Here is a 21,343-nt window from a genome sequence, read left to right on the forward strand (position 1 = left end):
ACCGAATGCCAGTAAACTCGACCATGCCGAAGGCGGAAGCATCGACTTTACCCGCGCCGGTCGGGGGAGGCGCGCCGGGACGAAAAAGCATCGAGCCAACGGCCGGTGTTCGCCCGCAACAGGCGGTCGAATCCTATCCGGCCGATCGCGCGTTTCACGCTGCGCTGGCTCGGCTTAGCGGGGGTATTTCGCCGGTCGCCCTGTTGCTGGCCTATACCGACTGGCTTTCTCACCTGGCGACGTCGCCGCAGCGACAGCTCGAGATTTCGCAGGAGGCGGTGCGAGACGGCAAGCGACTCTTCGAAGCCGCGCAGCATTTCCTTTCACCGCAACATGGACCCTGGTCGCTGATCAGGCCGTCGGCGTGGGATCGCCGCTTCGCCCGGCCGGAGTGGGAAATTCCACCCTTCAATCTGTTGGCACAATCATTTCTGCAAGCAGAGCAATGGTGGCATAACGCGACCACTGGCACGCGCGGTGTTGCGAAGCAAAACGAGGCAATTGTCGAGTTTTCGGTCCGGCAGATGCTGGACGTGCTGGCACCGTCGAATTTTGCCGCAACCAATCCTGAAGTGCTACAGAAAGCGTTCCAGAGCGGTGGCGAGAATTTCGTGCGCGGCTGGCAGAATTGGTGCAGCGACTGGGTGCGGCTATTGTCGGGACACCCGCAACCGGCCGGTGGCGATTTCGTCGTCGGAGAGACCGTTGCGACGTCGCCCGGCAAGGTCGTGTTCGGCAATGAATTGATCGAACTAATCCAGTATTATCCGACCACCGACAAGGTACATCCGCAGCCGATCCGGATCGTGCCGGCCTGGATCATGAAATACTACATCCTCGATTTGTCGCCGCAGAACTCGCTGGTGAAGTATCTCACCGGTCAGGGCTTCACGGTCTTCATGATTTCGTGGCGCAACCCTGGTGCGAAAGATCGCGATGTCGCCTTCGACGACTATCGCACGCTGGGCGTGGAAGCCGCGCTCGCCACCATCGAAGACATTATACCGGATCGGCAGGTTCATGCGCTGGGCTATTGCCTCGGCGGTACGTTGCTGTCGATCGCCGCCGCGGCCATGGCACGCGACGGCGACAACCGCTTGAAGTCGATCACGCTGCTCGCCGCGCAAGTCGATTTCACCGAGGCCGGCGAGCTGACGCTATTCATCAACGAAAGCCAGGTTGCGTTCCTGGAAGACGTGATGTGGCAACGCGGCGTCCTCGACACCACTCAAATGGCTGGCGCCTTCCAGTTGCTGCGCTCCAACGACTTGATTTGGTCTCGGCTCACCCGCGACTATCTGATGGGCGAGCGGTCTCCGCCGAGCGATCTGATGGCCTGGAATGCGGATGCGACGCGTCTGCCGTACCGGATGCATTCGGAATACCTACGCAAGCTATTCCTTAACAACGACCTCGCCGCGGGCCGCTATCTCGTCGAAGGAAGGCCGATTTCGCTGTCGGATATTCATACGCCGATGTTCGTGGTCGGGACCGTTCTCGATCATGTCGCGCCCTGGAAGTCGGCCTACAAGATCCATTTCCTAGTGGATGCAGACGTGACGTTCCTTTTGACCAGCGGCGGCCATAACGCTGGAATCGTGGCGCCGCCCGGCGAGGAGGGGCACAGTTACCGAGTCAGGACCAAGGCGGCCGATGCCACCTATGTCGGTCCGGATGAATGGTTGAAGACCGCGCAACCGGTTGAAGGATCGTGGTGGCTGGAATGGACGAAGTGGGTCGCGGCGCGATCAGGCGAGCCATCCGCGCCGCCGCGCATGGCCGTGGACGGGCAGGCCTTGCCGGATGCGCCGGGCGGCTATGTTCGGCAATAACTCCAGAATCTGCCGGCCCAGGCGTCGATTACTGGCGAACGCTGCAGGTCGAGTAGCCGATGATGGTGTATAGCGGGCAGCTCTTGAAGAACGCGGTTGCGAGCGGCACCAGACCGATCAATCCGACCCAATGCCATCCCTGAATCGAAAGACCGTCCTGCAGCGCATAAGCGACAAGAGCCAGCCCGATCACAATCCGCACATACTGATCAACCGTTCCGACATTTACCGGCATCGTGCTTCTCCTGCGAGTTGAATGAACGCCGGTGAGGATCGCACGCAATGCCTGAAATGGTTTTGATCTGTCTCAACCTTGGACCGGGCGGGCTTCATTCATCCAGCGCTCGCCTCATTCTTCGAATGATGACACCGCGCGCGCGATCGTCGGCAGCGGCCGCAATGCAGTCGTTGATATCGAGGATGAGCTTTGACATGTCATTATGCCAGTCCAGCCTGACTACCGCCTCAGGTGGCAGCCGACGGTGTTTGGAGCCTTCCACGATCATCGGGGCTGCGGCCGTCAATTCGTAGACGTCATCCAGAAGCGGCTGGAAAACCATTGCTGCGGGAACGATCCGCTCCGAAATGCGCTCAGCCAAGCCGGCGATGGCTGGCTCGTCCCCATGGACCAGGAACACGCCGCGATGAACCGGACGGCGCTCGGCAATCCAGCGCGCCAGTTCCGATCCGTCGGCATGTCCGGAGTAGTCGTCGATATTTCGAATCCGGGCCGCGACCTTGATCTCATTGCCCTGGATACGAACAGCCTTGGTGCCGTCCGCGAGAAACCGGCCGAGCGTTCCCTGGGCTTGAAATCCGACGAGCAGTACGGTCGCCCTCGCATTCCACAGCCAATTCCGCAGGTGATGCCGGATACGGCCGGCGTCGCACATGCCGCTGGCGGCGATGACGATGTGAAATCCGGTCAGCTTGGCAATCGCCTTGCTCTCGTCGACGGTTTCGGTGAAGCGGAGCTGCGGCGAGTTTAAGAGCCGGCGGACATCGACCGCGGGATCGAGGCTCGCGGCGTGTTTGCAAAAGACTTCGGTGGCTCGGATCGCGAGCGGCGAATCGAGGAAGATTGGGGCGGACGGAATCTCACCACGCTCCATCAGGTCGACCAGATCGACGATCAGTTCCTGTGTACGCTCCACCGCGAAGGCCGGAATCAGCAGCGCGCCCTTGCGGGTCGCCGCGTCGCGGACCTCCGCGGACAAGCGTGCGCGGCGTGCGTCAGCCGTGATCGGCGCTCGTTCGCGGTCGCCATAGGTCGATTCCGATATGACATAGTCGAAGCCCGCCGGCGCCTCGGGATCGGGCTGCAAAAGCGTAGTGTCTGGCCCGACGTCGCCGGAGCAGAGAACGCGAAGCGGTTTGCTTGATGCGTTTTCGTCGGCGAATTCCATCTCGATCGACGCCGAGCCGAGTAGATGTCCGGCGTTCCAGTAGCGGGCGCGAACGCCCGGAATTACGTCGACCCATTTTTCGTAGTCGACCGGCGTGAATGACTGCAGCGTGGCAATCGCATCGGCCTGCGTATAGATCGGGCTGACCTCGGCCCGCCCGCTTGCCGCATTGCGCCGGTTTAGGGTGGCAACCTCGGATTCCTGGATGCTGCCGGCATCCGGCAGCATGTAGGAGCAGAGATCGATGGTGCCGCGCGTGGCAAGGATGCGCCCGGGAAAGCCGTTGCGCACCAGCTTCGGCAGCAGGCCGCTGTGGTCGATATGGGCATGGGTCAGGAGGACAGCGTCGATGTCCGCGGCGCGAAAGGGAAACGGCCTGTAGTTCAGCTCCTTCAGGGTTTTGGGTCCCTGAAACAGGCCGCAATCGACCAGGAAGCGTCCGGAGCGGGTCTCGAACAGATAGCAGGAGCCTGTCACCGTGCGGGCCGCGCCGAAGAAACGGATCGTGACGCTCATCGGGATGCCTCCAGAAGGGTTGTGAACGTTATTTCATCCTGCAAGGCGTCAATGAACAGGTTGTCGAGCACGATGGCGTTGGTGGAGTGTGGCACGCTTTGGGTGGAGCGGATCGAGCGAATGCCGGCCTCGATCATGTCGCGGCAGAGTTGCTCCGGGAACAGTGCGTGCGTGACGACGGCGTCGATCGTTGTCGCGCCGGCCGTCGTCAGCGCACTGGCGCAGGCTATCATGGTGCCGCCCGAGGAGACGATATCATCGAAGATCAAAGTTGGACGCCCGGCAATGGATGCCCGGTCCGGGAACCTGATCTCGACGGAGCAGTCACCGCGACGGATTTTTTGCGCAACTACGTGAGAAAGTCGAAGCCGGCTGGCGAGATCGCTGACCCAGGGCTCCGATTCCGCATCCGGTCCCACCACGATGGTTGCGGGATCAAGACCGGTTTTGCGCAGCGCGACGGCTATTGCTGGCATCGCCGACAGATTGTCGGACGCGATCCCGGGAAACACCGCTGCGATGTCGGGCGTGCGATGCAGATGCGCATCGACGGTGACCACGCGGTCGAAGCATCCGGCGAGCAGCGCGCCGATGACATTTTGACTGATGGCGTCGCCTTCGTGAAAGGCCGTGTCCTGTCGCATGTAGCAGAGATAGGGCGCCAGCAGGACGAGGCGTTTCGCACCGCCGCGCCGGAGCGCCTCGGCCGCGAAGGCCAGAGCGATCAGCTTTTCGTTCGGCCGGTCGAGCGACGCATAGATGATGGTCACAGGCGATGCCGGTGCGGCAGTCACCCGTATCTCCCCGTCGGGAAACCCATGGATCGCAATCTCGTGAAAGGGTATCCCGAGCCGCGCTGCCAGCCGGGCGGCGTCCCGTGACGACGACGGCAGGCTCTGAATGATGGCCGCGCTCATGGTGCCGTCTCGCCGGTTACTGGCTGCCGGGTACCGACGGTGTAACCGCTATCCGCTTTTGCGCCTGCCGCGGCGAGGTCGAGTTCCGACTGATCATAGGCATGGATTCGATAGAGTGGCTGGCCCTTCTCGACGCGGTCACCGATCTTGCGGAACAGCCGGATGCCGGCGCCTTTGTCGATTGGCGCCCCTGCGGTGCGGGCGAGGCGGTTCAACTGGAGACAGTTGATCTCGGAAATCGTGCCGTCGGCGGTGGCAGCGATATCGAAGATCAGCTTGCCGATGTCGTTGCGGCACGAGGAGGGACCTTGCGCTTCGATAATGACCTGCAGTTTCTTCAGCGCCGCGCCGCTGTCGAGTAGTTCGCGGGCGCGCGCATAGCCGCTGCCGCCCCGCAACTGCGGGTCATATTCCAGCAGATGCGCCGCAAGCCGCAGCGATTTTTCGCGCAGGTCGGTGGGGGCAGTCGTCTCGTTGGTCAGAACGGCCATCACGTCCTCGGCCTCCAAAACCGGACCGATGCCGTTGCCGATCGGTTGGCGGCCATCGGTCGTGATCACTTCGACGGCAATGCCGAAATGGTCGCCGACGAATTCGAACAACCTGCGCAGGCGCATCGCCTCATTAGCGTTGGCCAGTTTCGCCGTCGGGCCGACTGGCAGATCGATCAGGAGATGGGTGGAGCCGGCGGCGAGCTTCTTCGACATGATCGAGGCGACCATCTGCTCGCGGGTGTCGAGGCTGAGCGGGCGTTCGACAGAGATCAGAATATCGTCGGCGGGCGACAGGTTGACGTGTCCGCCCCAAACCAGGCAGCCGCGGCACGCGGCGACGACTTCCTTCATCTCTTCGATGCCAACATCGATCCGGGCCAGCACTTCCATGGTGTCGGCGGTGCCGGCCGGCGAGGTGATCGCGCGTGAGGATGTCTTGGGGATCGTCAGCCCGTGCGCCGCCACGATCGGGACCACGATCATGGAGGTGCGGTTGCCCGGAATGCCGCCGACACAGTGCTTATCGACGACAATCTGATCCGGCCATTTCAATTGCGTGCCGGCGCGCGCCATCGCCTGGACCAGAGCGAGCAACTCGCCACTGGTCATGAAGCTGGCCGAGCCGATCAGGAACGCGGCGATCTCCATGTCGGAGTAGCGATAATGCGTGAGGTCGTCGATGATAGCTTCGATCTCGGCCGGTTTGAGGATCCGGCCCTGGATCTTGGCACGAACCGAATCGAGGCTCGCAGGGGAGGCTGCGGGGCTTACCGTGACCTGGCTGCCCGCCGGCTCGGCAAAGCGCCGGAACGCCGGTTCGGAAAGGCCGATTTCATCGGGCCCGACCAAGGCATCGTCGTCCGTGATCAGCAGCGTCGCGAGCAAGATTTCGGCGCCAACCCGCAACTCGACCCGGCTGAATCCGCGGAAGACGTCGGGCCGCAACGCGCTGGAGTGGCGTGAGATCACGACCACGTTTTCCCGTCCGGTATCCAGGTTCACTCGGCGAACCTTCAGAGGCGGACGAGATCTGTCCTTGTTCGTGTCTTCGGCCATTGGATCTCCACGGCCCGCGCCGGCACCGCTCTTGGTCGTCAGTGCGAGAGCAGGATCGGCAGCGGCGGCTTGGACAGCAGGCTCTTGGTGGCGCCACCCAGGATAAATTCGCGCCATTTCGAGTGGCCATAGGCGCCCATCACGAGGACGTCTGCCTGGTGGGAAAGCACGTAGGTTTCGAGGACATCGCCGATCGGCCTGCCGCCTGCATCGACCTGATCCAGCAACACGTCGATGCGGTGACGCGCCAGATTCTTGGCCAGTTCCTCGGCGGAGTGCTTGGTATCGAGATTCTTTTCGTTTGTGACGGTGACGATGCGCACCTTCCTGGCGCGTTCGAGCAGTGGAATTGCGTCGGATACCGCCCGGGCCGCGGCGCGGCTGAAGTCCCAGGCGACGACGACCGTTCCCAGTTCGAAGGGACGCGAGCGCGGCGCTTCTGGCAGGATGAGAGTCGGTCGGCCTGATCCGAATATCATCGCCTCGGCGTACCATTGGTCGTAGGATTCGGGGATGGGCACGATCGTCAGATCGCGAAGCCGGGCATACTCGACCAGCAGATCCGCGACCTGGTAGGTCAGGCATTTCTCCATGATGGCTTCGTGCAGAACGCCAGATTTTTCCGCCGCGGCATCGAATGCAGCGAGTAGATTTCGCGCGCTATTTCTGCTTTTTTCTGCTGCGCCCGCAATAATCCCGGAAATGTTTGGAATCGCGCCCGACAGGATGTTGCCGGGTACCTCAACGTGCACCTCGCAGGATACCGCGGCAAGGTGTGCGCCGAGCGTGGCGGCGATCGAAACCGCATCGTCCAGCACCGAGACCGGGGTTGGGTCGGGATAGTTCGTCAGTGTCAGAAGAATATCCTTGAAAGCCATGTGTCTCTCCTCCTTTGGCCCGACGGTAATTTAGCGTCCGGGAAGCGGTGGCTTTTGATCCATCGCAAGGAGGCGAATCTGGCAGTCGTCCGGATTTATACGACTGCAGTCGGCGACGCAGCAGCGGCTTAACATTTCAAGAACAACCAGCACGATCCTTGCGCCGAGCGGGAGGGCGAGGTCGTCGGCGTCAGGGGCCTGAAACGGTCAACACGACCAGAAACTCTTCCGGCAATCCCGACATGCGAAGCGCAATTCCGGCGGCATGCGTCGACCGGATCGCGGGAGATCGTTGTACCCCTCGGCCTTCAGCCGTGCCTGGGCATCCGCCTCACCCAGGCCCGGGTTCGGTCGTTGAATTCGGAGGCTGCGGCACCCGACCTCATGATTGGATTCGATCGATGTGTGCCTGGGGGGATGGCGCCTCGATATTGATTGAATATGGCTTCGCCTCGACTGCTGCTACCGCGAGACGATTGTACAGATCGCGCCGATGCGCGAGCGGCCACCAGTCGTAGAGGAAGATTTCAAGCGGTCGCCAATTAGCAACCCAGCCGAGGATCAGGAAGCTCTCTTCAGCCAATCCCTTGAACGCAGTTTCAGTCAGATGGCTCCCAGCCAGATGCGCGAGTAAAAAACAGACGGCAAGAATTGAGGCGCCAATTAACAGCGAGCGCCGGCCTATGCGGAAGAGTTCGTTTAGATCACGCTGAATGACGACGGCTCGACCACCGAAATAGCGATTGAATGCCTCAACGAACTCGCGCGATGCTCTTTGTTGTAATTCGTTGTCCGGAATGTGCACCACAATCTTGAACGGGCGGTTGCCGGGCATCTCTCGGGCCCAGCTTACGATGTACTCCTCAGCTTCATCGGCGAGGTCCTTTTCCCGAAAAGGGAAGGGATCCAGCGTATGAAACAGTTGTGCGATGTCGTTGACCCGAATTTCGATCAGGTTTTCCGCGACCCTGGATGTCGGCTCCGTGGCCATTTGGCTGCTGCCCCACATCGACCGTCTCTGCTGCAATTAACTGGGCAGAAACGCCTGAGTCAGAAGCGCCGCTAAAGATGCGACACCGTCGTCACGCGGTAGGTATGCATCTTGCCACTTTCGTTAATCGAGACATATTCGCCGGCGACGAAGCGCTCGTCGGCGAAATGATAACCGAGGTCGTCAGGCAGACTGGTTTCGCCGTCGTAGTGGAATCCCCAAGCGCCGCCCGGATGATGAACGAGATGACCAAGCTGGTCTTGCTCGTTTGGGCGTTGCCGCGCAACCCTGCAGGCCTCGCGATGCGCCCGCCAAAGTTTTGGATCGATACGGCCGTCGGCATCGACCGGTGCTACGAAGATGTAGGCGACTTCCGCATCGCCTTCGGGATGACCAGGCTCGCGGGCCAGCACGATTCGAATTTGACGGAACTGTGCGGGCAGCGAAGCATTCAGGATCGGCTTGCGTTGGGTCTTGGACATGTCGGTGTGCTCCTTTGGAATCGTGAGGGGTGAAGCCAATGGTTCGGTCGGGATCAGGTTTGCTCTGCCGCAGCCGCCACTGGCGCGGCCCTGGATTTCTTCAGGCTCTTGACGATGATCGTGATCAGTGGCACCAGCAACAAAGGCAGAGCGCTGTTGAGCGGATGTTGGACCATGCCGAGGAATTGCGAATGCATCGCCCTTGCCTCGATTTGCAACGCATCGACTGCCGAGCCGTGAATTTCGTTGGCAAGTTCGAGCTCGCGTCCCGCTGGTGGGCGCCCAGCAATCACGAACAGGACGGCAGCAATCACAAAATTGACCACGCCCAGGATTGCGGCTGCGGAAACCGCGCTCCAGATTTGCACTAGAGCAAAATAGGCCGCCAGTTCCAGCATCAACAGGCCGAAGGCCGCAATTAAAGCGGCAAATGCCCGCAAGCCGAGGCCGACCAGCATGTGCTTCATCCGGATCTCCGCAATAAGCCGGTCGGTTCGCCACAGCGCACGCAGGTTCTTGACGACATTCTCGCTGTTCACGTCAGTGTCTCCTCAGCATGAAGCCGATAACGACGCCAAGCGCGAAGGCCGACGCCATCGTTGCAATCGGGCGCTCCGCAATCAGCGTCTCGACATGATCTTCCTGTTCGCTCAGGGTCTCGCCGAGTTCGTTCAAGGCGGCCTTGATCTGGTCGGCGAGGGCGTCGGCGCGATTTTTGGCGTTGTCGAACAGCCCATCGCCGGTTGCGTTCAAGAGGCGCGATACTTCACTCTTGAGCGCCTGCAGTTCGTCAACCGTCTCGCTTGAACTGAACATCGCGTCCACCCGCATTGCTTCGTGCTGGAAGAATTCTATGCAAGCCCGCGGCGCAGCCCTTGATTTGGGTCAAGCGCGGCTTGCCCCAGTGCGCATTTTGCAACCTTGAGCGAGGTCAACGTGGCAATGGGGCCGCGGTTCTAGGAAGGAGGTGTTATGTGACTGAGGAATAACCAACTTGACGACCGCACCTCTATTAACGGCCACGGCAACGGGCGATGTCCTCGAATTGCGACCAGGCGGATCCTGGATTGCGGCCAATGTGGCGACGCTTGAACGTCTTTCCGAAGCCGTCGCGCCGCAGCTCGATCACTCCGGTACCCTTAAGCTCGACATGGCCGAGGTGCGCGAACTCGACACGTTAGGGGCCTGGTTGCTGGAGAAAATGTCGCGGCGCGCGACGTCGGCGGGACACCGTGCCGAAGTCGTTCGAGTTTCCGACAATTATGCCGGGTTGATCGAGGAGGTGCGTCAGGTCAATCGACGGGTGCCCGTGCCGGTCCCGGCGCGTAACTCGATCGCGGCGAAAATCAGCGATATCGGCCGCGCCACCATCGGTTCGGGTGAGGACGTGACCGCGTTCCTGCAGATGCTGGGCGCGCTGTGCATCGGGATCCTCGGCGTGTTGCGGCGGCCGCGATCGCTGCGGCTGACGTCGTTGGTCTATCAGTTTTACCGGGTCTGCTGGCAGGCGATCCCGATCGTGGTGCTGATCACCTTCCTGATCGGCGCCATCATCGCCCAGCAGGGCATCTTCCATTTCCGCAAATTCGGCGCGGATTCCTATGTTGTCGACATGGTCGGCATTCTGGTGTTGCGCGAACTCGGCGTCCTGATCGTCGCCATCATGGTCGCTGGCCGCTCCGGCAGCGCTTACACCGCCGAGCTCGGCTCGATGAAGATGCGCGAGGAAATCGACGCGTTGTCGACCATGGGGCTGGACCCGATCGAGGTCCTGATGCTGCCCCGGATCATCGCGCTGGTCTGCGCACTGCCGATTCTCACCTTCATCGGTTCGATGGCCGCACTTTATGGCGGTGGCCTCGTCGCTTGGTTCTATGGCGGCATGGGGCCGGCAATCTTCATTGCACGGCTGCATGAGGCCGTGTCCGTCACCCATTTCGAGGTCGGCATCATCAAGGCGCCGTTCATGGCGCTGGTGATCGGCATTGTCGCCTGCAGCGAGGGCCTTCGGGTGAAGGGAAGTGCCGAGTCGCTGGGCAAGCAGACCACTACTTCGGTTGTGAAGTCGATTTTCCTGGTGATCGTGCTCGACGGGCTGTTTGCGGTGTTCTTCGCATCGATCGGAATGTAGCGATGCAGGAAGTGGAAGGACAGTTAGCGATACGCGTGCATGACCTGGTGGTCGGTTTCCGCCGCCATGTCGTGATCGATCATCTCGATCTTGATGTACGCCGAGGCGAGATCCTCGGCCTGGTCGGCGCTTCCGGCGGCGGCAAGTCGGTGCTGATGCGAACCATCATCGGTCTGATTCCGCGCCAGGCAGGCGAGATCGAGGTGATGGGGGCGCCGATCGGCGACCACGACCGGGCGACCAGGAGCGCTGCCGGACGCTGGGGCATCCTGTTCCAGCAGGGCGCGCTGTTTTCATCGCTCACCGTGCGGCAAAACATCCAGTTTCCGCTGCGCGAAAATCTCGTGCTGTCGGATGCGCTGATGGACGAGATTGCCACCGCCAAGTTCGAAATGGTCGGACTCAAACCGGAAGACGGTGACAAGTTTCCGTCCGAATTATCCGGCGGCATGACTAAACGGGTAGCGTTGGCGCGCGCGCTCGCGCTCGATCCCGCGATTGTGTTCCTTGATGAGCCGACCTCAGGCCTCGACCCGATTGCGGCCGGCGATTTCGACGCCCTGATCAAGACATTGCAGAAGACGCTGGGACTGACGGTGTTCATGGTGACCCATGACCTCGCCAGCCTGAATACCGTTTGCGATCGCGTCGCGGCACTGGCCGACGGCAAGATCGTGGCGATCGGACCGATGCGCGAACTGCTTCAATCCGAGCATCCCTGGGTGCGGGCCTATTTCCACGGCAAGCGATCACAGATGCTGCAACCCCAAGCGAGCTAGACCATGGAAACCCGTGCACCCTTCGTCATCGTCGGCGCCTTCGTGCTTGCGGCGATCGCCGCTGTGTTTGGCTTTGTTTACTGGCTGCACAACGCCGGTGGTCTCGGTCCGCGCGCAACCTACCACGTCCAGTTCGAAGGGTCGGTGCCCGGGCTGTTGGTCGGCGCTGCGGTGCTGTTCAACGGCATCCGGGTCGGCGAAGTCTCCGAGCTCGTCCTCGCGCCCGGCAAACCGCGTGGCGTCAACGCGACCATCTCGGTGGCTTCGACGACGCCGGTACGCGCCGACACCAAGGTCGGTCTGGAATTCCAGGGCCTGACCGGCGTTCCCGTCATCACACTGGAGGGCGGCATGCTGGTCGCTAACTCCGGCGAGGTACCGACGCTTGTTGCCGAAGCCGGGGCCGGCCAGGGCATGTCGCAGGCCGCCCGCGATGCGTTGCGCAAGGTGGATTCGGTGCTGACGGAGAATTCTGGGGCGCTGAAGGACACTATCGCTAATTTCAGGGTCTTTTCGGAAGGCCTGGCCCGCAACACCGGCAAGCTTGATGGCATCGTTGCCGGCCTCGAACGCATGACCGGTGTGACCGCGCCGCCGGCAAAAATCACCCATGATTTGCGCGCCCTGCCAAATCAGGGACCGGCGGGCAAGACTGTTGGCGCCCAATGGGCGATCCCGGAGCCCACCGCGGTTGCGATGCTGGAGACGCAACGGTTCCTGTTCTCCCCGCCGCAGGACGTTCCGGGGTTTGCGGAAGCGATGTGGGCCGACTCGCTTCCGAAACTGTTGCAGGCAAGGTTGATCGAGAGCTTTGAGAATTACGACCTCGTGCACGCGCCGCTGCGCATGGCCGATGTTGCACAGACCGAATTCCAACTTCTGATCGACGTCAGGCGGTTCCGCATCGCCGTTGATTCGAAGCCGGCGGCCGAAATCGCATTGTCGGCGAGGATCGTCGACAAGAACGGCAAGATTGTCGCCGCACGCCTGTTTGAGGAAAGTGAGAAATTCGATCAGGTCGCGCCGCCGGAAGCCGTCGCCGCGTTCAGCGATGCATTTGGCCGGATTGCCAAGGACATGATCTCCTGGACCGTGCAGGCTCTCTAAGGGCCGTTCCGGCTTGCGATGGGGTTAGTCAAGCCGGTTCCGTCATTTCCGAAGCGAGCCGATATAGGCAGCGATATCGCCGGCTTCATTTCGGCTTAGCGGGAAATTGGGCATCTTTGGATGGGGATCGAGCAGAAAGAACGCGAGCTTCTCGGGGCTGAAATCCGATCTGTTCGCAACTGCGGAGAAGGGAGGAACGTCTGCGCTCGCTTGTTTCTGTCCGCCATCGACAACGTGACATGAAGCGCACCAGCGCTTTGCGAGTTCTGCACCGCGATTCGCGTCGGCCGCCTTTGCCGGCGACAGGATCAGACTTGCCGTGCCGGCAAATACGAGCAGATATTGGCCCAAAGCCATCTGCGCGGGACGGATCTTTTGCATCTGAACCGATGAGTATTGCGGTCGTATCATTCGATTACCTTTCTAGGCGCTGCCCAACACCGGTGGTCAAGCAATCCTACTACTATTCGCGGGCTCGGCGTAGAACCGTTCCAGCGCGTCGCTTCCCGCCCAATTTTTCAAGTCCACTATGTGGCCTGAGCTCCTTGAGCATGCGTCAAGTCCGCTTCGAGCCAAGCCTGACATACTACCTGTTGATTTCGCTCAATTTGATGCTGTTCTTCCATGTTAGCGTTGATCCTATTGACCGAGTTTTTCAGATGTCAGCCAGCCAAATCGCAAAACTCCATTTCGAAGCAGCCATTTCGACCGCCGAAGCGGCGAACCTAAATGTCGATACCGTCTGTCGCGCATTGCTAGGGTTGGTTATTTCAAAGTATCTCCAAAGCAGGACTCTTTCCGACGTGCAGTCCGAACTGCGCTTCGTCGCTGAAAATTGCGATCCCGACACGGATTTCATGTTTATGCGGCCATAGTTCAACCGCGCCACACACGTTTGGCGGGCTCTATTGACCCAGGTCAAATCCGGGTCGTCAATACGTTCTACCAATGGTGAGTTCGGAGCTTTCAGGAGAGATGCGTTTCCCTGGGCCCCGAGTTCGACGAGGCCCGCTCTCTCATGTGACCAATCATCTTTGAAGGCTGACGGAAATGACGAAGCCGGTGTCCGATAAAGCACAAGTGACCCTGGAGTACCCCGACAAGTTTTATAGTGGCACATTTGAACGATCCTCCCGTTTTGAGGTTTCGTTCGATGCGACCGGCTTATTGCGTCTGCTCGAACATCCGGGTTCTGAAGACGTGCGGAAATCCGTTCACATCCACATTAACTATGGTCTGTTTTCAGACATCTTGCAGGAATCGTGTTTGCAGGTGCCTAACATTCCGAAAGACGAGATTCATCTGGAGCAACTTCGCCGAGCCGTGTCCGCATTCGAACAGTCTCTGAGAGTCGTGCCAGCCGAAGCTGCGAGGTGATGTTGGGTGGTACGTGCGCCCGCAACCGGCAATGGCGGTCGGGCGTGGGCGATTCCTGCGCATCGGTGACGGCCAGGGTACCGCGCCGCGATTTTCGAGCGGATGTGAACCAGCATCGCGTGGCGCAAGGGAGAGGCGTCGTCCCCTCTATGCCGAGATGGTGGTGATTCTCGCCGAGCTATGGAGCGACAACTTGTGGCGCAAAGTAGACACTACTCGGATTGGCGTCGTCGGATCTCTGAGTGCCGGCAGCGTCAAGAAGGAGCGTGCGCTAGAGAAGTCATTTTCAGCTCGTATGCAGCCGTCGTGCGTTTGAATGGCTAACGCTTCGACGAGCGGCGGTCGCACGAAAGAAAGACTGCGATGAAACGAGTCTTGCTTGTACTGACAATGGGTCTCCTGTGGAGTACCTTCGCCCACGCGCGCGCTGAGGAGCAGCGAGATGGCAAAGAGATGTTGCAACAGCTGTGCGCCCGCTGTCACTCCATTGGCAGGACCGGCAGAAGCCCGAACAGGCAAGCACCGCCGTTTCGCAGCTTTAGCGAAACGAAACTTTACGACAGCGACTTCTTGCAACGACTGCAAGACGGCTATAGCAGCATCCACCCTTCCATGCCGACCTTCCGCTTCAACAGGGAGGATGCGGAGGAGGTGCGCAACTACATGAAGTCCATTCAGGAACCATACAAGGCGAAATAACCACCAAGTCGCGGCAGGACTCGGAGCTGGGCTCCATCTTGATTGCTGCGATAATACCTAGAGGCCGGCGATCAAATTCGCGCGCCGCGGATCCTCGACGAGGAGGCAATACGGATCCAGTCCTGATTTTGAGTAGATCGAACCGGAAAGATTGGATCTAGTTGATCTATCTCAACGCGAGTGCAGGCGAATAGGAAGACATAACAACGATGGAGGATCAGGTGTCGGCGGATGAAACATGTTGTTTTCATCAAGGAAGCGTCAACATCGGTAGCCGGAGTTATAATGATCGATTCGGGCGCGAGGCGCGAAACCAAGAGACGATCGGGCAGTTGCGTCACACTCCAATGGAGAAGAAATCCCGTGCGTGTATTTGTCCTTGCCACCATGTTACTCGCGTCGTCGAGCCTCGGCTCACTCGCTCAGGAGCAGGGCAAGGCGTTGCCTGCAGCCCCGCAAGCCGGAACATCTGTCCAGACTGACCAAAACGCCGCGCCACAACCGGATCAACGAACTGGCCGTGATCAACCGAAGACTCACGACCACGAGGTGGGCGAAGGACCGAAAACGCGCCGCGACGACGGCGAACGTATGGGCCGCGACACCCGCGAGATGGGACACAGCGGGATGATGCGTCGCGGTGACACCGACCGCTTGGGCGGAAACGACCGTGAGATGGGTGGCGGCGGAATGATGCGTCGCAGCGACGGCGACCGTATGAACCGTGATGAACGCGAAAAGAGCCAGGACTCGAGAATGTATCGCGACCGCGAGACCAGCCGCGATCGGGAGCCGGATCGCGGACGATACTCGGATCGCGGCGATCGGGATTGGGACCGAGCGGACCGAGATAGGGACAACAGGGGGTACGTCGATGCAGACCAACCCCGGCGCCGCGTGAAAGTCTGCTTCGAATTCGAAAATGGCGACGAATAGTGCCGTTACAGATAATAAGGCGCTACTGAGTGGAAACGGTCTCAGCGCGCCGCGCTCCGTTTTCGGGGCGCAGTGCTTCGTCCTTGGCGAAGTTGAAATCACTAAATCCGTGTCGGTCTGCACTAGCGCCGAGCAGGAGATAAGCAGGCCCCGGCGAAAACCGGCACAACATCCCGACGCTATTTCCGTCTCGGTCTTGCTGCGGCGGCGCACGGATCAGCGTATCAACGATCCCTTGCCGGACCTGGAACAGATTCTTAAAGAGGTTCCAACATGCAACTATCCAATTCAACCAAGGGCTACGGCGCGATCCCCCAGGCGCTGCATTGGCTGACGGTCTTTCTCGTGGCTCTCGCTTGGGCGCTTGGGACCTTTGACGATGTGCTGCCCAAGGGCGGGCCGCGGGAGTCCGGTCTATTCGTTCACATTTGCGCGGGAATAGTCATCCTGTGCCTTCTCGTAGCGCGCCTAACCTGGCGGTTGGTCGACCCGCCGCCGCCTGAGGCTACCGAGTTTGGCAACTGGATGGGAAGGTGGCTGGATCCTGTCACCCGGATCGCGCACTTCAGCCTATATGCGTTGCTGGTAGCGGTCCCAGTCGCTGGTATCGTGCTTCAGTTTGCACGGGGCGATGCGTTGCCGCTATTGGGCTTTGCCGAAATTGCGTCGCCATGGCCAAAGGACCGTGCCTTCGCCCATAACGTGAAAGAGGTGCATGAAACTCTCGCCCATGCATTGGTGGTTCTCGCGGCATTCCATGCTGCCGCTGCACTAGTTCACCACTGGATATTTAGGGACCGCACGCTCGTTCGGATGCTACCTCATTCCGAGTGATGATGGGTAACGGAATGGTCCACCCAGTGGCGAGCGAGACGCGTTCAACTCTGTGGAGCTGTTCTTATTGATAGGTGCGTGATCATGGGAATCGAGCGCGTGACGCCGATGCTCAAGTGCGATGCCTGCGGTGTCGAATTTCAGGCGCGTGGCCTCCGCAGAGAATTCGGAGAGGCAGTACATTCTAACAGGTGATGACCGTAACGCCGCTTCAGGGCGTTAGCAGGAGAATAAGATGAGCCGCCTTCACGCGCACCCCGAGAACCATCTCGTCGATCGGATCGGATGGCTCAGGGCCGCCGTCCTGGGAGCAAATGACGGCATCATCTCGACTGCGAGCCTGATCGTCGGTGTTGCAGCCGCAGCTGCGACACGAAATGATGTCCTGATCGCAGGTATTGCGGGATTAGTGGCTGGAGCGATGTCGATGGCGGCCGGCGAATATGTCTCCGTCAGTTCGCAGTCGGACACCGAGCAGGCCGATCTTGCACGTGAGCGCAAGGAGTTGAACGAAAACTCCGCATTCGAACTCGACGAACTTGCCGAAATCTATGTTAGGCGAGGTGTCGATAAGTCCCTGGCGCGGCAGGTGGCCAAGCAACTGATGGCGAAGGACGCGTTGACGGCTCACGCGCGCGACGAACTGGGGATCTCGGAAATCACCGCGGCGCGTCCGGTCCAAGCCGCGCTAACCTCGGCTGCAATGTTTGCGGTGGGCGCCGCCATGCCGTTGCTGATGGTTATCGTGTCGCCTGGTAGCGGCCTGGTACCGATTGTGTCCGCGGCATCGTTGGCCTTTCTCGCCGTCTTAGGAGCGATCGGGGCAAAGGCGGGGGGCGCAAACATTCTGAGAGCCACCATCCGTGTGACGTTTTGGGGCGCCTTCGCCCTGGCGCTGACCGCCGGCATTGGAAAGCTGTTCGGGACGGTGGTCTGAAATTCCGGCTAAGGCGACTTCGCGCGTGCAACCTGGTATGGCTCCGGTCGGGCAGTCGCACGCTTGTGTGAGGGCGTTTGAGATGCTTGCTGGCTTCTTCGTGCGGACACTGTTGGTGTTGCTGCCGGCTTTCGGTCTTGGCCTCGGCTTTGTCTTGCCGTTGCTCGGACAGCCGGCATGGCAGGATCGCGTCTGGGGAGCGTTCACTGTTCCGGTTCTGATCGTCCTTGTTTACGACATTGTTGCAAGTGTGCGACGCGGTGAGGTCGGCCTCGATATCGTAGCGGTCCTGTCGATGGCGGCAGCGCTCGTCGTCGGAGAGGAGCTCGCCGCGGTCGTCGTCGCGCTGATGTATGCCGGTGGGCAATTCCTCGAAGCGTTTGCCGAACGCCACGCGCGCCGCGAGATGACGGCGCTGCTGGCACGGGCACCTCGAAGCGCTGTTCGATACCGGGCCGGTGGTCTCGAAGAAGTCGACCTGGATCTGATCGTGCCAGGCGACCGCTTACTGATCCGGCAGGGCGATGTGATCCCGGCCGACGGGATAGTGGCGAGCGGGCTTGCGGTCCTCGATCAATCCGCGCTCACAGGTGAGCCGATCCCTGTCCAGCAGCACGCCGGCGATCAGGTGATGAGCGGATCCAATAACGCCGGTGAGGCGTTCGATCTCACAGTATCGCACCGCGCCGCTGAAAGCACTTATGCCGGCATCGTGCGCCTGGTCGATGGAGCGCAGCGCGCCAAGGCGCCGATGTCGCGACTTGCCGATCGCTTCGCGATCGTCTTTCTCGGGGTCACCGTACTCATCGCCGCCGTCGCCTGGTTCTTCACCGGCGATCCGGTTCGCGCGGTCGCTGTTCTCGTCGTTGCGACGCCGTGCCCGCTTATTCTGGCGGTGCCGGTCGCCATCGTTTCCGGGCTTTCTCGGGCAGCGCGACATGGCATTCTGATCAAGGGAGGTAAGGCAATCGAGGCGCTCGCGCGCGTTAATTCGCTGGTCCTTGACAAGACCGGCACGCTTACCGACGGCAGGGCGAAGGTCGTGGCCGTTAACGTTTCGGACGGTGCCGATCCCGACGAGGTGTTACGCCTTGCTGCCTCGCTTGATCAGGCGTCCAAGCATATCATCGCCCAGACCATCGTTGCCGAAGCGCAGGGCCGCCTGTTTAAACTCGCGCTACCGTCTGACGTCGTCGAAACTCCTGGCGAAGGCGTCCGGGGCGTCGTTGAGGGACGATCCATCGCGGTCGGTGGGATTCAATTCGTGATGTCCAAATTGCCGCAGGGAACCGAAAATCGCCTCCAGGCAAAAAAAGTTGCCGGCGCGGTCATTGTTGCTGTTGCCATCGATGGCCATTTTGCGGGCGAGATAAGGCTGGCTGATGAACTGCGGTCGGGCACACAATTGCTCCTGCAGCGGCTGAGAATGCTGGGAGTACAACGGATTGTTCTCGCAACGGGGGATCGGAGCGAGGTTGCGGACGCCATTGCTGCAGGCTTGGGAATCGACGCGGTACGCTCGGGACTGACGCCGGATCAAAAAGTTCTCGTTGTGCTCTCCGAGCGGAAAAATGGTCCCGTCATGATGATCGGCGACGGCGTCAACGATGCGCCGGCGCTGGCCGCTGCCGATGTTGGCGTGGCAATGGGCGCGAGAGGTGCGGCTGCATCCGCCGAAGCCGCCGACGTCGTGATCTTGGTCGACCATCTCGACCGCATCCTGCCCGCCATGCAGATCGCCCGACGTTCCCGCTTCATCGCGCTGGAGGGTGTCATTGCCGGGATAGGGCTCTCACTGATCGGAATGGTGGCCGCCGCGTTGGGCTATTTGACGCCGGTAGAGGGCGCGCTGATCCAGGAAGCAATCGACGTCGCCGTTATCCTAAACGCTCTGAGAGCTCTGGGTGATGGGAAATTGTCTTAGTCACTGCGCCAATAGAGCGCGAGACCATCATGAACGAACGGCAGGTTCTGGCGCGAAGCGGTCGTTGTGGATTTCTCGATAGCCCCCGCGAACTCGACCTAGGCCGAACAACTTCCATCTCGATCGATGGGTCGACCTGAATTGGAGCCAATTCAAACACGTGTAGAAATTTTCTCCCAATTGCTTACTCGCGCGAATGAACCGAAACTGAAGTCTCAGGCTGGGCATGCATATCGCGTTGCAAAACAAGGAAAAGCTGGCGCACCCGACACGATTCGAACGTGTGACCTTTGCCTTCGGAGCAATTTAACTTGCTTATCCGAATGTTGCGATAGGGCACGCCATGGTACGCCATCCACCTGTAATAACTAGATATTCCCAACGGCGCAAGCGACGTTCCTATCCGAAAGTTCGACGCGATTTCCGTCCGCCTGCTTACGCAGTGCTTACGCGAGAGATCCGGCTGCGGACGGAGCAAACGCATGACTAAGGTCACGAAAAGGGTCGTCGACGCCGCCGAGGTCCGAAAGAAGGACTACGTCATCTGGGACGAAGAATTGCCAGGTTTCGGAGTCCGCATCTTCGCGTCAGGCAAGCGAAGCTACGTCATCCAGTATCGGGCCGCGGGCCGCTCGCGCCGCTTCACCATCGGACTACATGGCATTTGGACGCCCGAGACAGCCAGGCAAGAGGCGAAAGTCCAACTCGGCCGCGTTGCTAAAGGCGACAACCCCGCCGAAGAGCGCCAACTCGATCACAAAGCGATCACCGTCAAGGAACTCTGCGACCTATATTTTGCCGACTTGAAGGCGGGTCTCATACTCGGAAAAGGAGGGAAACCCAAAAAAGCTTCAACGATCGTAACCGATACCGGCCGAATCCAACGCCACATCATTCCGCTGATAGGCGCCCGCAGGGTCAAAGACCTCACAAAGGCTGACATCAACAAGGTCCTAAAAGATATCATGGCCGGAAAGACGCGGGTTTCGGTCAAGACCAAGAAGTTGCGCGGAAAGGCCATTGTCCGAGGCGGTGCAGGAACGGCCACACGCACAGTCGGCCTTCTGGGCGGCATCCTCACCTATGCTGTCGAAGCCGGCATCATCGAGACCAACCCCGCCCATGGCATCCGCAAGCCGAAAGACAATGTGCGGAAGCGGCGGCTCTCGGAGGCGGAGTACCGAACATTGGGCCAGATGCTGCGCGATGCCGTAGGCCTGGAAAAGTACATCATGACTGTCGACATCATTCGCCAAATCGCGCTCACCGGTTGCCGGCGCAGCGAAATCATCGACCTCAAATGGACAGAAGCCGACACCGAAGCGAGTTGCTTGAGATTGGATGACAGCAAGGAAGGCGAGTCGATTCGTGCTATCGGTTTGCCAGTGGTCGAGTATCTTGAACGACGCCGAACCACTGCTCGTGCCACATACGTGTTTCCTGGCCAAGGCGAAGATAATGCATTTGGAAGCTTCCCGAACCACTGGAAGCAGCTATTCAAGGACTCTCCGCTTGCGGACGTAACGCCGCACGTTCTTCGTCACAGCTTCGCGAGCATCGCCAACGATCTCGGTTTTACCGAGGTGACCATCGCGGCCCTGGTCGGCCATGCCAAGGGTTCGGTCACAAGCAAATACATTCACGCGGTTGACACGGCCCTTATCATGGCTGCGGACACGATCTCTGGGTATATTCAAGGACTCCTTGACGGCATCGAGTTTAGGCAGACGGCCTATGCATTGGATCGCTCCTCACGAAAAGCCGCCCTGGTTCACTTCCTGAAGAGGGCTTCGGTGGGTGACCAAGACTCGACTGAAGAGGAGCGCCGCTTGGCTGCTTAGTGCATGCACTCCTGAATCACCGGCCGCAGATCAGCCCATTTGATGTCCGATTTCATCCCGAAAGCAGCGGGAACGCAGACGGGTCAAGAGCTAGCCCGTCTTATTCGTCAGAGTGCGCCTGAGAGGCTGGCGAGCGTGGTGTAAAGCGCTGATGCGGCGTAGGATTCGGTTGCGAAGCCAACCCCATCACCTCAACCGCGAACGCC

Annotated in this window: 22 protein-coding genes; 12 read left to right on the forward strand and 10 right to left on the reverse strand. The window is 60.2% G+C overall.

The annotated features are described in order from the left end of the window. Nucleotides 1-23: 23 nt before the first annotated feature. On the forward strand, nt 24-1,832 hold the full coding sequence (locus HAP48_RS01735) for a PHA/PHB synthase family protein (protein ID WP_224497178.1): 1,809 nt from the start codon (nt 24-26) through the stop codon (nt 1,830-1,832). A 28-nt stretch (nt 1,833-1,860) separates the two neighbouring features. On the opposite strand, the gene HAP48_RS01740 is transcribed toward HAP48_RS01735, so the two are convergent. The 9 genes from HAP48_RS01740 to HAP48_RS01780 all read right to left on the reverse strand — a co-directional run bounded on the left by HAP48_RS01740 (nt 1,861) and on the right by HAP48_RS01780 (nt 9,388). Then, nucleotides 1,861-2,067 carry a YgaP family membrane protein gene (locus HAP48_RS01740; RefSeq protein WP_166217722.1) on the reverse strand — a complete coding sequence of 69 codons (207 nt, stop codon included), beginning with the start codon at nt 2,065-2,067 and terminating at the stop codon, nt 1,861-1,863. Nucleotides 2,068-2,161: 94 nt separating this feature from the next. After that, entirely contained in the window at nt 2,162-3,754 is a 1,593-nt protein-coding gene (locus HAP48_RS01745; protein ID WP_166217725.1) for an MBL fold metallo-hydrolase RNA specificity domain-containing protein, read from the reverse strand. Continuing rightward, complete coding sequence (locus HAP48_RS01750; RefSeq protein ID WP_166217729.1) at nt 3,751-4,671, reverse strand: ribose-phosphate diphosphokinase; 921 nt, start codon at nt 4,669-4,671, stop codon at nt 3,751-3,753. Before HAP48_RS01750 ends, HAP48_RS01745 begins: the two co-directional genes overlap by 4 nt. Continuing rightward, a complete protein-coding gene (locus HAP48_RS01755) occupies nt 4,668-6,221 on the reverse strand; it encodes a thymidine phosphorylase family protein (RefSeq protein WP_166217733.1) in 1,554 nt (517 codons plus the stop codon). Before HAP48_RS01755 ends, HAP48_RS01750 begins: the two co-directional genes overlap by 4 nt. Nucleotides 6,222-6,259: 38 nt before the next feature. Next, nucleotides 6,260-7,099, reverse strand: a complete 840-nt coding sequence (locus tag HAP48_RS01760) for a universal stress protein (RefSeq protein ID WP_166217736.1) — start codon at nt 7,097-7,099, stop codon at nt 6,260-6,262. Nucleotides 7,100-7,481: 382 nt separating this feature from the next. Beyond that, entirely contained in the window at nt 7,482-8,090 is a 609-nt protein-coding gene (locus tag HAP48_RS01765; RefSeq protein WP_176399296.1) for a hypothetical protein, read from the reverse strand. Between the two features lie 71 nt (nt 8,091-8,161). After that, entirely contained in the window at nt 8,162-8,572 is a 411-nt protein-coding gene (locus tag HAP48_RS01770) for a hypothetical protein (RefSeq protein WP_166217739.1), read from the reverse strand. Nucleotides 8,573-8,625: 53 nt separating this feature from the next. Continuing rightward, a complete protein-coding gene (locus HAP48_RS01775; protein ID WP_166217742.1) occupies nt 8,626-9,111 on the reverse strand; it encodes a phage holin family protein in 486 nt (161 codons plus the stop codon). A gap of 1 nt (nt 9,112) precedes the next feature. After that, entirely contained in the window at nt 9,113-9,388 is a 276-nt protein-coding gene (locus HAP48_RS01780; protein ID WP_166217745.1) for a hypothetical protein, read from the reverse strand. A 178-nt stretch (nt 9,389-9,566) separates the two neighbouring features. Between HAP48_RS01780 and HAP48_RS01785 the strand changes: the two genes are divergently transcribed. From HAP48_RS01785 to HAP48_RS01795, 3 genes are read left to right on the forward strand one after another with little or no spacing between them, the layout of a single operon-like run. Next, complete coding sequence (locus tag HAP48_RS01785; protein WP_166217748.1) at nt 9,567-10,703, forward strand: ABC transporter permease; 1,137 nt, start codon at nt 9,567-9,569, stop codon at nt 10,701-10,703. 2 nt (nt 10,704-10,705) lie between these two features. After that, nucleotides 10,706-11,482 (forward strand): ABC transporter ATP-binding protein, encoded by a 777-nt coding sequence (locus tag HAP48_RS01790; RefSeq protein WP_166217751.1) that lies wholly within the window; start codon nt 10,706-10,708, stop codon nt 11,480-11,482. 3 nt (nt 11,483-11,485) lie between these two features. After that, a complete protein-coding gene (locus HAP48_RS01795) occupies nt 11,486-12,589 on the forward strand; it encodes an ABC-type transport auxiliary lipoprotein family protein (protein ID WP_166217754.1) in 1,104 nt (367 codons plus the stop codon). A 42-nt stretch (nt 12,590-12,631) separates the two neighbouring features. Here the strand turns inward: HAP48_RS01795 and HAP48_RS01800 are convergent, their stop codons facing one another. Further along, on the reverse strand, nt 12,632-12,946 hold the full coding sequence (locus tag HAP48_RS01800) for a c-type cytochrome (protein WP_166217918.1): 315 nt from the start codon (nt 12,944-12,946) through the stop codon (nt 12,632-12,634). A gap of 194 nt (nt 12,947-13,140) precedes the next feature. On the opposite strand from HAP48_RS01800, the gene HAP48_RS01805 reads away from it, so the two are divergent. The 8 genes from HAP48_RS01805 to HAP48_RS01840 all read left to right on the forward strand — a co-directional run bounded on the left by HAP48_RS01805 (nt 13,141) and on the right by HAP48_RS01840 (nt 21,137). Next, nucleotides 13,141-13,464, forward strand: a complete 324-nt coding sequence (locus tag HAP48_RS01805) for a hypothetical protein (RefSeq protein ID WP_224497177.1) — start codon at nt 13,141-13,143, stop codon at nt 13,462-13,464. Nucleotides 13,465-13,639: 175 nt separating this feature from the next. Then, on the forward strand, nt 13,640-13,966 hold the full coding sequence (locus tag HAP48_RS01810) for a hypothetical protein (protein WP_166217757.1): 327 nt from the start codon (nt 13,640-13,642) through the stop codon (nt 13,964-13,966). A 363-nt stretch (nt 13,967-14,329) separates the two neighbouring features. Further along, nucleotides 14,330-14,665, forward strand: a complete 336-nt coding sequence (locus HAP48_RS01815; RefSeq protein WP_166217760.1) for a c-type cytochrome — start codon at nt 14,330-14,332, stop codon at nt 14,663-14,665. Nucleotides 14,666-14,896: 231 nt separating this feature from the next. Further along, nucleotides 14,897-15,601 (forward strand): hypothetical protein, encoded by a 705-nt coding sequence (locus HAP48_RS01820; RefSeq protein ID WP_166217763.1) that lies wholly within the window; start codon nt 14,897-14,899, stop codon nt 15,599-15,601. 273 nt (nt 15,602-15,874) lie between these two features. Beyond that, the gene (locus HAP48_RS01825) at nt 15,875-16,435 is read left to right on the forward strand and encodes a cytochrome b (RefSeq protein ID WP_166217766.1); all 561 of its coding nucleotides are present in this window, start codon (nt 15,875-15,877) and stop codon (nt 16,433-16,435) included. 235 nt (nt 16,436-16,670) lie between these two features. Continuing rightward, complete coding sequence (locus HAP48_RS01830; RefSeq protein WP_166217769.1) at nt 16,671-17,372, forward strand: VIT1/CCC1 transporter family protein; 702 nt, start codon at nt 16,671-16,673, stop codon at nt 17,370-17,372. 82 nt (nt 17,373-17,454) lie between these two features. After that, on the forward strand, nt 17,455-19,296 hold the full coding sequence (locus tag HAP48_RS01835) for a heavy metal translocating P-type ATPase (protein WP_166217772.1): 1,842 nt from the start codon (nt 17,455-17,457) through the stop codon (nt 19,294-19,296). A gap of 482 nt (nt 19,297-19,778) precedes the next feature. Continuing rightward, nucleotides 19,779-21,137, forward strand: coding sequence for a tyrosine-type recombinase/integrase (locus HAP48_RS01840; protein ID WP_166217775.1), 1,359 nt, complete (start codon nt 19,779-19,781; stop codon nt 21,135-21,137). Nucleotides 21,138-21,343: the final 206 nt, after the last annotated feature.

It is taken from the genome of Bradyrhizobium septentrionale (genome assembly GCF_011516645.4).
GTDB lineage: Bacteria > Pseudomonadota > Alphaproteobacteria > Rhizobiales > Xanthobacteraceae > Bradyrhizobium > Bradyrhizobium septentrionale.

Coding starts and splice junctions, on each gene's coding strand:
- HAP48_RS01735 (WP_224497178.1), top strand. CDS start 24: ATGCCGAAGGCGGAAGCATCGACTTTACCCGCGCCGGTCGGGGGAGGC.
- HAP48_RS01740 (WP_166217722.1), bottom strand. CDS start 2,067: ATGCCGGTAAATGTCGGAACGGTTGATCAGTATGTGCGGATTGTGATC.
- HAP48_RS01745 (WP_166217725.1), bottom strand. CDS start 3,754: ATGAGCGTCACGATCCGTTTCTTCGGCGCGGCCCGCACGGTGACAGGC.
- HAP48_RS01750 (WP_166217729.1), bottom strand. CDS start 4,671: ATGAGCGCGGCCATCATTCAGAGCCTGCCGTCGTCGTCACGGGACGCC.
- HAP48_RS01755 (WP_166217733.1), bottom strand. CDS start 6,221: ATGGCCGAAGACACGAACAAGGACAGATCTCGTCCGCCTCTGAAGGTT.
- HAP48_RS01760 (WP_166217736.1), bottom strand. CDS start 7,099: ATGGCTTTCAAGGATATTCTTCTGACACTGACGAACTATCCCGACCCA.
- HAP48_RS01765 (WP_176399296.1), bottom strand. CDS start 8,090: ATGGCCACGGAGCCGACATCCAGGGTCGCGGAAAACCTGATCGAAATT.
- HAP48_RS01770 (WP_166217739.1), bottom strand. CDS start 8,572: ATGTCCAAGACCCAACGCAAGCCGATCCTGAATGCTTCGCTGCCCGCA.
- HAP48_RS01780 (WP_166217745.1), bottom strand. CDS start 9,388: ATGTTCAGTTCAAGCGAGACGGTTGACGAACTGCAGGCGCTCAAGAGT.
- HAP48_RS01790 (WP_166217751.1), top strand. CDS start 10,706: ATGCAGGAAGTGGAAGGACAGTTAGCGATACGCGTGCATGACCTGGTG.
- HAP48_RS01795 (WP_166217754.1), top strand. CDS start 11,486: ATGGAAACCCGTGCACCCTTCGTCATCGTCGGCGCCTTCGTGCTTGCG.
- HAP48_RS01800 (WP_166217918.1), bottom strand. CDS start 12,946: ATGGCTTTGGGCCAATATCTGCTCGTATTTGCCGGCACGGCAAGTCTG.
- HAP48_RS01805 (WP_224497177.1), top strand. CDS start 13,141: ATGCGTCAAGTCCGCTTCGAGCCAAGCCTGACATACTACCTGTTGATT.
- HAP48_RS01810 (WP_166217757.1), top strand. CDS start 13,640: ATGACGAAGCCGGTGTCCGATAAAGCACAAGTGACCCTGGAGTACCCC.
- HAP48_RS01815 (WP_166217760.1), top strand. CDS start 14,330: ATGAAACGAGTCTTGCTTGTACTGACAATGGGTCTCCTGTGGAGTACC.
- HAP48_RS01820 (WP_166217763.1), top strand. CDS start 14,897: ATGAAACATGTTGTTTTCATCAAGGAAGCGTCAACATCGGTAGCCGGA.
- HAP48_RS01825 (WP_166217766.1), top strand. CDS start 15,875: ATGCAACTATCCAATTCAACCAAGGGCTACGGCGCGATCCCCCAGGCG.
- HAP48_RS01830 (WP_166217769.1), top strand. CDS start 16,671: ATGAGCCGCCTTCACGCGCACCCCGAGAACCATCTCGTCGATCGGATC.
- HAP48_RS01835 (WP_166217772.1), top strand. CDS start 17,455: ATGCTTGCTGGCTTCTTCGTGCGGACACTGTTGGTGTTGCTGCCGGCT.
- HAP48_RS01840 (WP_166217775.1), top strand. CDS start 19,779: ATGACTAAGGTCACGAAAAGGGTCGTCGACGCCGCCGAGGTCCGAAAG.